13 protein-coding genes and 5 tRNA genes are annotated in these 11,375 nt (G+C 50.0%); 2 read left to right on the top strand and 16 right to left on the bottom strand.

Annotated features, from left to right (window positions below; genetic code table 11):
• Window positions 1-87: 87 nt before the first annotated feature.
• From QNH46_RS07090 to QNH46_RS07050, 9 genes are all read right to left on the bottom strand, one after another.
• Window positions 88-519 (bottom strand): thiol-disulfide oxidoreductase DCC family protein, encoded by a 432-nt coding sequence (locus QNH46_RS07090; protein WP_283927488.1) that lies wholly within the window; start codon window positions 517-519, stop codon window positions 88-90.
• 168 nt (window positions 520-687) lie between these two features.
• Window positions 688-966, bottom strand: a complete 279-nt coding sequence (locus tag QNH46_RS07085; protein ID WP_283927487.1) for a hypothetical protein — start codon at window positions 964-966, stop codon at window positions 688-690.
• Window positions 967-1,131: 165 nt separating this feature from the next.
• On the bottom strand, window positions 1,132-1,557 hold the full coding sequence (locus tag QNH46_RS07080) for an organic hydroperoxide resistance protein (protein WP_283927486.1): 426 nt from the start codon (window positions 1,555-1,557) through the stop codon (window positions 1,132-1,134).
• Window positions 1,558-1,655: 98 nt separating this feature from the next.
• Window positions 1,656-2,567, bottom strand: a complete 912-nt coding sequence (locus QNH46_RS07075; RefSeq protein WP_283927485.1) for a hypothetical protein — start codon at window positions 2,565-2,567, stop codon at window positions 1,656-1,658.
• A gap of 14 nt (window positions 2,568-2,581) precedes the next feature.
• Window positions 2,582-3,820, bottom strand: coding sequence for an ABC transporter permease (locus QNH46_RS07070; RefSeq protein WP_283927484.1), 1,239 nt, complete (start codon window positions 3,818-3,820; stop codon window positions 2,582-2,584).
• Window positions 3,817-4,521 (bottom strand): ABC transporter ATP-binding protein, encoded by a 705-nt coding sequence (locus QNH46_RS07065; protein ID WP_283927483.1) that lies wholly within the window; start codon window positions 4,519-4,521, stop codon window positions 3,817-3,819. The genes QNH46_RS07070 and QNH46_RS07065 overlap by 4 nt, the downstream gene beginning before the upstream one ends.
• A 90-nt stretch (window positions 4,522-4,611) precedes the next feature.
• On the bottom strand, window positions 4,612-6,330 hold the full coding sequence (locus QNH46_RS07060; protein WP_283927482.1) for an alkaline phosphatase: 1,719 nt from the start codon (window positions 6,328-6,330) through the stop codon (window positions 4,612-4,614).
• Window positions 6,331-6,526: 196 nt separating this feature from the next.
• Window positions 6,527-6,609: transfer RNA gene (locus QNH46_RS07055), tRNA-Leu, on the bottom strand.
• 62 nt (window positions 6,610-6,671) lie between these two features.
• A complete protein-coding gene (locus tag QNH46_RS07050) occupies window positions 6,672-7,034 on the bottom strand; it encodes a helix-turn-helix domain-containing protein (protein ID WP_283927481.1) in 363 nt (120 codons plus the stop codon).
• A gap of 224 nt (window positions 7,035-7,258) precedes the next feature.
• On the opposite strand from QNH46_RS07050, the gene QNH46_RS07045 reads away from it, so the two are divergent.
• Window positions 7,259-7,894 (top strand): PAS domain-containing protein, encoded by a 636-nt coding sequence (locus QNH46_RS07045; RefSeq protein ID WP_283927480.1) that lies wholly within the window; start codon window positions 7,259-7,261, stop codon window positions 7,892-7,894.
• Between the two features lie 22 nt (window positions 7,895-7,916).
• On the opposite strand, the gene QNH46_RS07040 is transcribed toward QNH46_RS07045, so the two are convergent.
• Both QNH46_RS07040 and QNH46_RS07035 read right to left on the bottom strand, forming a co-directional pair.
• Window positions 7,917-8,627: an AzlC family ABC transporter permease gene (locus QNH46_RS07040; protein ID WP_283927479.1), complete on the bottom strand. Its 711-nt coding sequence runs from the start codon at window positions 8,625-8,627 to the stop codon at window positions 7,917-7,919.
• 14 nt (window positions 8,628-8,641) lie between these two features.
• Window positions 8,642-8,959 carry an AzlD domain-containing protein gene (locus QNH46_RS07035; RefSeq protein WP_283927478.1) on the bottom strand — a complete coding sequence of 106 codons (318 nt, stop codon included), beginning with the start codon at window positions 8,957-8,959 and terminating at the stop codon, window positions 8,642-8,644.
• 194 nt (window positions 8,960-9,153) lie between these two features.
• Here QNH46_RS07035 and QNH46_RS07030 point away from each other — a divergent pair, with 194 nt between their 5' ends.
• Window positions 9,154-10,011, top strand: coding sequence for an HAD family hydrolase (locus tag QNH46_RS07030; RefSeq protein ID WP_283927477.1), 858 nt, complete (start codon window positions 9,154-9,156; stop codon window positions 10,009-10,011).
• Window positions 10,012-10,160: 149 nt separating this feature from the next.
• Here QNH46_RS07030 and QNH46_RS07025 read toward each other — a convergent pair.
• From QNH46_RS07025 to QNH46_RS07005, 5 genes are all read right to left on the bottom strand, one after another.
• A tRNA-Leu gene (locus QNH46_RS07025) sits at window positions 10,161-10,243 on the bottom strand.
• A 77-nt stretch (window positions 10,244-10,320) separates the two neighbouring features.
• Window positions 10,321-10,395, bottom strand: a tRNA-Glu gene (locus QNH46_RS07020).
• 262 nt (window positions 10,396-10,657) lie between these two features.
• Window positions 10,658-10,749, bottom strand: a tRNA-Ser gene (locus tag QNH46_RS07015).
• A 7-nt stretch (window positions 10,750-10,756) separates the two neighbouring features.
• A tRNA-Asn gene (locus tag QNH46_RS07010) sits at window positions 10,757-10,832 on the bottom strand.
• 271 nt (window positions 10,833-11,103) lie between these two features.
• The gene (locus QNH46_RS07005) at window positions 11,104-11,349 is read right to left on the bottom strand and encodes a hypothetical protein (protein ID WP_283927476.1); all 246 of its coding nucleotides are present in this window, start codon (window positions 11,347-11,349) and stop codon (window positions 11,104-11,106) included.
• Window positions 11,350-11,375: the final 26 nt, after the last annotated feature.

The raw sequence follows: 11,375 nt of genomic DNA, 5'->3' as shown, positions 1-11,375 counted from the left end.
TGGACGGTGCTTCCGTCGTTCATCCCTGAAATTTACAGTTAGAATAACATACTTCGCTGACTCTCGCAAGGCTTTTTCTGAAGATGATTATCCATCCTGCAAAAATCGTTCCTTATTCTCTTTCGTGGGCACAAGGCATGTCTCGTCCTTGCCGAACCAGCGATAGCGATTAGCCGCAACGATGCGGTATACGGCGTCCCGTATAAATCGCGGTACAATAATGAATCCAAAGGCAAGCGGCCAAGGAAAACGTAATCCTTTTGCGATCCGCAGCGCAGCGGATGAACGCGTATAATAAACGCCATTCTGATATAGGACAATTGTGTTTATCCGACCAGGAGAAATGTCCGGGCGCTGGCTGCCCTGCAATATTCTCTCCCCAGCTTCCGATTGGAGGGAAGCGAACCGAAAGCGGCGTTCTGGGTCCCTTCTGATTATAAATTTAACGGCTCCCTGGCATAAATGGCATACGCCATCAAACAGGACGACGTTTTCGTGCTGTCCCGAAGTTTGCGCCATCGTTCCTTCACCTCGCTTTAGTGCAATTATAGCATGACTTCGGACAAACGAAAAAAGCAAGCGGGTTAGCCAAGGAAACTCCTTGGTCGACCCGCTTGCTTTTCAATCTTATGAACGTCCCATAGACCCCTCTACGAGCCCGTCTCCCAACGTTGATTGACTGCTATCTTACTGAGCCAGCGCCTTCTCAATCCACTGACCGTCATCAATTTGCTGCTTAATCTCTCCGCTGAATTTGTCCATGCATTTGCAAATGAAATCTTTGCGGCAAACTGGACAAGGTGTTCGCTGAAGCCGGCTGACGTTCGTAAGCCGCCACTCCGGATTCCGGTGGAAAAATACCCGGCACGCTGTGCCATCAGCCATTGTGACGATGAATTCATACAGTCCTTCTTTTTCGTTGCTGCTGGCCTTGGTCACGTTCTGTACACTCGGTCTGTAAGACATGGTCATCACCCGTATTATCAGATTTAAGTCCTATTTAGTACTTAGACATATTAAATAATTTTTTACGGTGTGTCAACTTGGAATTGAATGACAATTAAATCCATTTCAACGTGACAAAAAGACTTCTCCAGAACAGTATTCCCCATGAGAAGTCTTTTCATATCATTAACCTTCAATTAAGTTCAGCTTCACCTCGATATTGCCTCGCGTCGCCTTCGAATAAGGGCAAAAATCATGCGCCTTATGCAGTAATTCTTGGGCTGTGCCGCGATCTACTCCCGGAATTTGCGCATCGATGGCCACGGCTAATTGGAATCCGCCATCTGCAGGATCCTTGCCGATGCTCACATGATGCTTCACGATAGCCTGCTCCAGCTTTATGCCGTCTTGTTCTGCTACATGCTCCAGAGCGCTGGCGAAACAAGCGCCATATCCGGCCGCGAACAGCTCCTCCGGGTTAGTGCCGGAGCCACCTTGTCCTCCCATTGCTTTGGGCATGCTCAGTTCCAGCTTCAACGCCCCGTCCGAAGTCTCCACGGTGCCGGATCTTCCTCCCTGAATCGTAGCGGTTGCCGTATACATTGCTTCCATGAATCGTTCCCTCCTTGTTAAAAAATTCGGGTCATTGTCCATTTAAAGCAATAAGACCGCTTTGAAACGCCTGCCCTGGTTATTCTCCTGTATCCCCGTTAGGATTTGATTTCCTTGAAGGAGGCGTCATACAGGCGGAACATCGTTTTATATCCCGACTCGTCGATTTTAATACCGACGTCGAGACGTCCTGTGATCTCCAGCGGCTCCGACTTATATCTCAGCTTCACATCATCTGGCACGAACACGATCATGATCTTGTTCCAATAGGTTTCATCTCCATTGTCAAAAGGGCATTCCGCGCCGGGCTCGGGGATAAGCAGAAACCAGTTTTTCTCAAAGGACAGCACCTCGCCCATAAATCCCTTAATCGTTACGGTAGAACCGCTGAGATCCCAGAAGCGGTCCGAAGGCGTCGTTTGGTCATCCCCATCAAAAAATTCCGACCAGCCGATCTTCACTGGCCCCGTTTTCTTCGTCTCCTCTGCAGCCTGCGGCTTATTTTCCTTCGCAGTCACTGCTGCTGCCTCCGCTTTGGGGGCTGCATTTGCCGCAGTCGGCTTGGCGCCCTCCTTCACGTTCATCTCAGCCGAAGATGACGCCTGGCTTTCTGGCGCCTCGCTCTCCAATGGAGCTGCAGAAGGTTCGGCCGCCTTACTTCCGTCCCCCGCATTAACGATCGGTTTCGCTTCGGGGACAGGAAGTTCCTGCGCGGCGAGCTCCTCTGCAGGAAGCTCTGCCTTAGCAGTATCATCCCCATTAGCCGGCTGCTCCAACCCGCCTTTATCTTCCTCTTCATCAGCAGGTGGATCCTCCGGCGCCTTGACCGCCGCATTAGCTTCTTTACCTGTAGATAAAGGGTCATAAGAATTTGGCGTAACTGCTACCGGGCTGCGGTTTGTTGCCGCCGCAAACGAACCTGCTTGTTCACTGGCTAGTTCTTTCTGACCGCACGCTTGCAGCAAAACGACGGCAGCGAGAATCGGCAGTACGAGTATTATTTTTTTCAATCCAGGATACCTCCTTACGCTTTGAATAGCGACAATGAATCCATCCGGTACAACCGCAGGGCCGGTCCCAGGGATGCAAGGGCACCAATCGTCAGCGTTGCCGCCGCAATAATGATATGATCAGCACTCCATTGAAAAGGAGTGATCTGGATGCCGGCATAACTGAACAGCGCATCTTTCAGAACATAACTCGCTGCATGCCCGGCCAGGAGTCCCAAGACAAGCCCCGCCGCCGTTACCAATATCCCTTCCCCGACCAGCGTCATCAGCACGTAGCCTTTTGATTTTCCGAGCAGACGCAGGAGACCCACGTCCTTTGTTCTTTCATTGACAGCTGCGATAAGCGACAGCAGAATCGATATGGCAGCCAGGATGACACAAAGCATCGTCACCACCTCAATGATCCCGGCCCCTTGATCCACGAGATTCACCACATCCGCTACAGCTTTGCTTGTATACACGGCCTGGACTTGAGGTATGCCCTCGAGTTTAGTTTTCAATTCCTGCGCACCGAGCAGGCTAGCCGGCTTGATCAGAATAGCCGTAATCTCCCTCTCTCCCGACACCTGGCCATGGACCGCCCAAGCGTAGTCCAAGGTCGTGAAGACCGCACGATCATCCGGGGTATTCAACACGGGCAGAATGCCCTTTACCGTATAAATGAAGCTTTCGTGGTCATCATGATGTTCGCCTGATTCGCCATGCCCTTCCCCTTCATGACCTTCGTCGTCCATGTCTGCATGGTGTGCGCCTTCGACCAATCCGTGCGCCCCCGTAAAGGTATCTCCTGCCCGCAGCCCGAGCATTCGAGCCACATATGCCCCGACGACCACTTCGCCAGTCTCGCTGTATAAGCTTCCTTCCTGCAGCTTCTGGTCGCCATACCGGGTTAGAAAATAATCCGGGTTTACGCCCACAATCGGATAACCGTTATAGTTATCGCCAGTTGTAATGGCATACGCCTTCTCGACCCCGCTGTCCTCCAGAACCATATCCATTGTGCGGCCGGGAATATTCCCGACAGGTGCGCCAATGTGATAGAAGGTATTCAGCACCAGCTGAGTCTGGCTTCCCTGCGCGCCCACGACAACGTCAAAGGGGCCGTATCCCTTCTGTGCCCCTTGTTCGACGCTCGCCTTGGATAACGAGAGAAGCAGGACGAATGCGACCGTGGCCGTTACCGACAGAATCGTCAGGAGGGACAGAAATTTCCGGTGCAGCATATTTCTTAGGATTAGGTGAAAAAAGCTCATATCGCCCTCTCCTCCCGATTTTCGGCCAAACGCTTCACTCCGCTGATCTGATTGATTTCGCCAATATGGACCCGTTTCGGAAAACGGTTTGCCATATTCAGATCATGCGTTACGACGATTAATGTGTGCTGTTCTTCGCGGCAAAGCTCCAGCAGCAAATCCGTCACTTCGTCCGCCGTTTCCCAGTCCAGGCTGCCCGTAGGCTCATCCGCCAAGACGAGCGGCGGCTCATTGACCAGCGCCCGAATGATCGCGACGCGCTGCTGCTGTCCCCGGGACAGCTGTGACGGGAAGTGGCGGCTGTGTTCGCCGAGCCCAACCCGCTCGAACCAATGATCGATGCGTTTTCGCCGCTCTGCGGCACTCATTTGGGCAGGCATCACAATTTCGACATTCTGCCTTGCCGAAAGCGAGGGAATTAGGTGAAAATCCTGCAGGATATAGCCGATGCGGCTGGCGCGAAAGCTGTCCCTCGTCGGCTCCGTCATGCGATGGATCGCTTGCCCGTCGATTTGCACCTCCCCTTCGTCCGCCCGGAGAATTCCGCTAATAATATGAAGCAAGGTGCTTTTTCCCGAGCCGCTTGGTCCGATGATCGCTATTTTCTCCCCGCGCCCGACGGCCCACTGCGGAATGTCAAGGATCGGAATACGGCTTCCGCCTACATGGAACCCTTTCTTCACCCCTTGAATATGCAGCATATTCTTTCCTCCTATATGAAAATACAGGAAAACAGGAGAAGCACATTCCCCTGTTTCCCAGCTGGGCATCCCCATTTGTATGTTTTATCGTTATTTCAGTACGATCCGTTCGGACAGAGCGTCCCACTTCAAGGGTTGTCCCGATACTTGACTAAATGCCGTTAACGGAAGGTACAGCACATCATTATCAATATCTACGGAAATCGAGGAGTCTTTTCCGTTCAATTTAGCCTTCTTCGCGTTCAAATCCACAGTGACCGTCCCGCCCTTGCCGCTGACCGTAGCTATGCCGTTTGCAATCTGGTACTTGCCTCCAAGCGCTTCCGTTAACGCTTTGGCCGGATAGAGCACCTCATTGCTGCGGTTAATTTTGAATTTTGGATACAGATGCTTCGCTTGCAGGTTAGCCGTCGCTTCTTGCAAGTCAACGCCCAGCTCCTCAGCACTAGCTGTAGCGATCCGCGTATTGTCGATTTGACCCTTTACTTTCTCGGCGATCGGCCCGTAAGCCCACACACCTACATCCACAGCGGAATGCCCGTGACCGGACCAGCCGACAAGCAGACGCTTGGAGATGACGGCGTTATACCCGCCTTCACGTTTATAAGAGGAGCCGTCGCCATCGAGGATGTATTGCGCCTCTTCATCAGTCAGATCAGTAATCCAAGTATTGTTCGCAACGATTTTTTTCACGTCTGCGATCGTTTTTGCCTCATTCAAAACCGTTACCAAGCTCTCGGAGGAATTCTTCTGTTGATTCCATAGATCTACATTAAGTTCGTAAATGTTGTCCCGGGATAAGGACAGGCCGCCCGTTTCATGATCCGCGGTAACGACGACCGACGTATTTCCGTCCTTCTTGGCGAATTCAATCGCCACCTTAAAGGCCTCGTCAAAATCTATCACTTCTTGAACCATCGTTGGCAGATCGTTCGCATGGCCGGCATGGTCGATGCGTCCTCCCTCGATCATAATGGCGAACCCATTCTCGTTGGCGGACAAAATTTCGAGCGCCTTCGAGGTCATCTCAGCCAGGCTTGGAACTTCAGCCGTACGATCCGGCACGTAAGCAACGTGGGAGCTTCCGAACAATCCCAGCACTTTGGAATCCTTGGCAGACAGCTTGCTTAGGCCTTGTCCTGTTTTTACGACTTTATAGCCTTTGGCCTCGAATTCAGGAAGAAGATTTTTATCGCTGCGTTTGCCTCTTTCTTCTTTTGTCAGGAAAAATGATTCGCCCCCGCCAAACAGCACATCGATCCCGCTATCCAGATACTGCGATGCGATTGCGTTCTCGTTGTCACGGTTGCGCACATGCGAAGCGTATACGGCCGGAGTGGCATGGGTGATACGCGCAGTCGTAACGAGACCTGTCGATTTGCCATTCAGCTCAGCGGCTTCAAGTACAGAGGCAAACGGTCTGGAGACGTCTTCGTTGGAGACGCTGATACCTGCGTTATACGTTTTATGCCCCGTGGCAAATGCCGTGCCCGCAGAGGCCGAATCCGTCACAATTCCGGAGACGATTTGCCCGCCGTCTTCCCCGCGATCCGCATAAGTCGTCGCTTGTCCGACATAATACGGATCTAAATTCAGGCTTTTTACATTATTCTCGTATTGTTGAAAATAACGAGCCGCCGATACTTGCGCCGGCCCCATGCCGTCCCCGATCAGGACGATCAAATTTTTGGACTGCCCTTTCGAGACTGCCGCCCCCGAGGTATTCTCCTTCGCTGTTGCCAATGATCCGGCGGAAACAACGGATAATACCAACCCGCCGATTGCCAAGCCTTTCAGTAGTTTATTCACTAGATCTCCTCCCAACAATGATCAGAACTATTACGAGTGTAAATCCCAATCTTTAGGAGAATGTCAAATGATTGTTCTCCGAATGTTAAACCTGCCAGTCGGCTTCGAGTGACGGTCCAGATCCAATTCACAGCAAAAAAGCCGTTTCTTCAGTAGATATAATCTACTAAAAAAACGGCTTTCTTCATTTGCCATATGCGGTCGAGAGGACTCGAACCTCCACGGGTATACACCCACTACCCCCTCAAGATAGCGTGTCTGCCATTCCACCACGACCGCAGGTTATGTTTGAAGCGAACATTTCATATTATATCGCCGCGGGAACTAAAAGTAAAGTGTTATTATTTTCCGCCCATCCTCTTTAACTTTCTGCGGTATTCGGTAAACTCCAGATACTCCTGAATAAAAGCCTTCTCACGCTCTGTTAAACGGCTGCTAAGGCGGATCCAGTCCGGCTCGTCCGCAGCATAGGCTTCTCTTTCCTCATGCACCTGTACTGCTTCGCGTTCCCGGCCGGTCATCAGCCAATCCAGACTCACATCGAAATACGCGGCAATATCGATGAGCTTATTCGTGCCGGGCGAAGATTTGCCGCGCTTCCAGTCGCCCAAGTTTCCGGTGCTGATGCCAAGTTCCTTGCAGAATTCCTTCTTGGTCATAGCTTTGCTTTTGATGAGCGATTCGATCCTTTCATAAATAGACAACTCTTCGGCCCTCCTTCGCAAAAAAATATTACGCATTTACGTCATTTGGTTGTAAAATTACGTATTTGCGTATATAATCTGATTAAACCTCTTTATGTCTTGGGCAATCCTTCCAGGCCATTATATCATAGACCATCGAGGTCCTTCACTTCTTGATCCCGCACACGGTGACAATAGCCAGGACAGCATCTATCCTTTAGTAATTTCAGATAGGAGTGTTCGCGATGACCCATAGTCCGTCTTTATGGATTTCGGCTGCCCAGTCCCTGAACCAAAGCCTGGCCATAACCGATTCCCAAGGTACCATCCAGCAGGTGAACCCAACCTGGGCAAAGAAAGCCGCACAGTTGGGCCTATCTCCTTTATGGGATCGACCCGGATTAAATCTTATCGAGTTTCTAAAGAATCCGGACAATCGGGATGTGTGCCCTAATGCCCCGATGTTCCTTTCTCAGTTGAATAACATCCTCCAAGGGGACTGTTCTTTCTATAGCAAGGAATTCCACATTCATTTGTCGTTGTCGCAAGAAACGATATGGTTCCAATTGGAGGCTATTCCGCTTATGGAAGAGAACTGTATTGGCGGCGTTGTCCTGAGCTGCATAGATATGACGCGTTATAAGAAATATGAACTGCAGCTTGTAGAAATTATCTCGCAAATCCGCACGCTGCGCGGTCTGCTTCCGATCTGTGCGGTATGCAAGCGAATCAAGGATGAAGATAACCACTGGGACGAAATCGAGAACTTCCTGATCAGGAATACCCATGCGGAATTTACTCATGATATATGCCCGGATTGCATCCGAGTCTTGTATCCCAAATATTCTTCAATCCTTGATTTACCCGTAAATGAGGACTAGGGCTAACGCTAGTATCCGGATATTAGCTTTTGGCTTGTTTGCTGATTCTGCTCCTTTGCCTGTACAGCAGCTGTCCAGCCGTAGCCCCGATAAGCCCCCCAGAGATAAGGCCGATTCCGCCTAAATTCATGAGCCCTGCCAGCGTAGCTAATGCCGCTCCCGTGCAGGCTGCCAGCAGATGCGGAAGGGTGCGCTCGCCAGCAAACAATAGTGCCAGGAACAGCGCTGGAAGCGCAAAGCTAAGCACAGCGGCGGCCTCTGAGGGAACAATCTCGCCGATTCCCGCACCGACAACCGTACCTGCAATCCATGATCCGTATGCCGCCAGCGCAAAGGTCAAATAATAGGAAGGCGCCAGTTTTTCGCCGGCAGCAGCGCGGTTGTAAGTTACGACAAAACTCTCGTCCGTTAATCCTACCGCCGCCAGCCATTTCAATGGTTCCCGCCAGTGCGCCAAATTCGGCCCCATTGTGGCACCATACAGAATATGCCGCATATTCACAAGCAGGATGGTGGCAATGATTGTAGTAGGAGCCGTCGCCGTATCCAGCATGCTAATAAGCATAAACTGGGCTCCCCCGGAATAAATCCATATCGAGCTAAAGATCGACGTATGCCAGGGCACCCCGCTCGCAGCTGCCAAGACACCAAACGTGATCGATAAAGGAAAATATGCCAGCATGATTGGCAGCACATCCTTTAACGCCAAAGCTACTCTATCTCTTCGACTCATGCTTATATCTCCTGTCACATGAAATAATATAATACAGCAAAACAGGCGATGCCTGCCGTTACAGTCAAGAGCAACCGCCGCGTCCACCAGGCTACTGCTATCGTTGGTATGGCCGCTAACAGCATAATATTACCCTTAATGGGAACCCATTGCCCCTCGTCCAGCAATAATAAAGGCCCTAGCAAGGCACCCAGAACTGCGGGGGACACGTAAGAAAGCCATTCCTTAGTCCGTTCCGACCATTGTACCCTGCTTCCAAGCACAAGCGAACCTGCGCGAAACAAATAAGTACCTGCTCCAATGAGAAAAATAATCCAAAGTTGAGATTCCATTTACCCATCCTGCTCCTAAGTTGTTCTTTTATCTTTATATAAAATCAAGCGGTACTCCAATAGAATGCTGGGTTTTCCGCCCTGGTTACCTATGATTTATAGTAACATAGTTTCCTTGTATTGACCTGAAATCATTTTCATACTTTATACTCTTAGCAAGCAACCGCAGAACAAGCTATAGGGAGGCTATATGCATGAAATTAATTGCTATCGATTTGGACGGAACCTTGCTCACCGCCGAGAGCAAACCTAGCACAGAGGGCCTCGCGGCCATTCGCAATATTTTGTCCGGCGAGGATCATAAAGTAACGATATGCACAGGCAGAGCCCGCTTTGATGTGAAAGGAATAATTGGCGAGGATCTATCCATTCCGATCATTTCATCCAATGGAGCTGCTGTCCACGATGAGCGTGGACGTCTTCTGAACGAGACTCCGATTCCCCACGCCATTGCTGCTGAATCCATAAATTACTTACTGGAGCAGGACGTATATTTCGAAATATTTTGCCCGGATGACATTTATTCACCATGTGGCGGAGAAGGCAAGCTCCAGGCCGAAATCGATGTCCTTGTCAGCGCCAATCCCGACATCGACGCAGATACGCTGCAGGCTGGTGTGCAAACCCAGTTTCAACAATTCGGCTTCCGGCATATTGATGATCTTCGTGAGGTGGTACAAGCCGGAAGCCCCATTTATAAACTGTTAATTTTTACTTATGATGATGCGAAGCTGGATCGAATTCGCGATCATTTCCGCGATCAGCCTTTCGTCCATACAACGGCCGCTGCCAAGCATACGCTAGAAATCATATCGACCGAAACAGACAAAGGAAGCGCCCTTCAATTTCTGGCTTCCTATTACGATATCGACATGGCTGATACGATCGTTATCGGTGACAGTTATAATGATATTTCCATGTTTCAGATTGCTGGAACAAAGGTAGCGATGGGTAATGCCGTCGAGGAAGTCAAGCGGCTAAGCACTTTGACTACCCGCAGTAACAACGAACACGGAGTCGCCTATGCCTTAAATACGCTTCTAGATCTTTAAGCTTCCATTATAGAGCATCCTCGCCAATGGCGAGGATGCTTTTCTTTTTACCGTATGTAGATTCCTTAAGCAGCTTTTGCTATATATTGCGATGTAATAAAAAGTTCAAAAGAACCCTGCTTACGCAAGGTTCTTCCCTTTGTTATCAATGCGGTCGAGAGGACTCGAACCTCCACGGGTATACACCCACTACCCCCTCAAGATAGCGTGTCTGCCATTCCACCACGACCGCATATTAAGTTATAAATACTTCAATGCTCCGACGAACCCCCAAGGGCTTCTCACCCTACTGAAGTATATATATGAAAGTGGTGACCCGTAGGGGATTCGAACCCCTGTTACCTCCGTGAAAGGGAGGTGTCTTAACCCCTTGACCAACGGGCCATATTTATAATTAAGGTGAAGTCTTTTTTAGAGCGACAACAAAAATGAGTATAGCAAAGTTCACGAGCGTTGGCAACCCCTTTTTTACAAAAGAAATAAAAAAAAGTCCATCAGGACTTTGGCTTTTTGCTCCGATGAACCTGCGAGGGTTCTCATCTATAGTGGCGGAGAGAGAGGGATACTCTCATTTCATTCGAGACTGCGAAGTTTATGCTATCGTAGTCTATGCTCCGACGAACCATCGAGGGTTCTCAATCTATAGTGGCGGAGAGAGAGGGATTCGAACCCTCGCACCGCTTACGCAGTCTAACCCCTTAGCAGAGGGTCCCCTTATAGCCACTTGGGTATCTCTCCAAAGACATGGCTCCCCGAACAGGACTCGAACCTGTGACAACTCGATTAACAGTCGAGTGCTCTACCGACTGAGCTATCGGGGAACGCTAATTGTTTACTATAGATTTACGGTATAATTTATCATGATTTTGAAGCAAAGTCAAGAATATGGACATGCCATAAGATAGGGCTGGAAAGGCCTGGCACCGGCGGCCAGACCTTCACGGAACTTCAGGAATCCTTTCGGTGCCGCGCCAGTTCGATGAGCATGACGATAAGTACTAGCAGTTGAATCAGCATCTCTGCACTCATTTTGCTTCGCCTCCGTCCGCATATTGCTCTTCGAGGCCGGCTGCTCCTCTCCCATTTGGATCCTTACGCTCCCACTTCATATATATGACAAGCCGAGCTGCTTCTTGCCAACAAAAAAGAACCATCCTCTCCATAATAAGAGATCAGGTTCTTCTGTTTATGCTTACTCTGATTTAACAGCTCTTGCTTGGTTTTGGTTCTTCTCGTTCTTAAATCTGCTGCGGCAAAGGGACTTCTCCCCAGTTCCGGGTTGCGTCTGCCTTCACGCGTTAATTTGTCGCGCATTCGTTTGGCTTTGGACTTAGCCATAATGGATCACTTCCCTATCTTTTTTT

The organism is Paenibacillus woosongensis (assembly GCF_030122845.1).
Lineage (GTDB): Bacteria > Bacillota > Bacilli > Paenibacillales > Paenibacillaceae > Fontibacillus > Fontibacillus woosongensis_A.
This window is presented reverse-complemented; position numbering and strand designations above follow the sequence as displayed.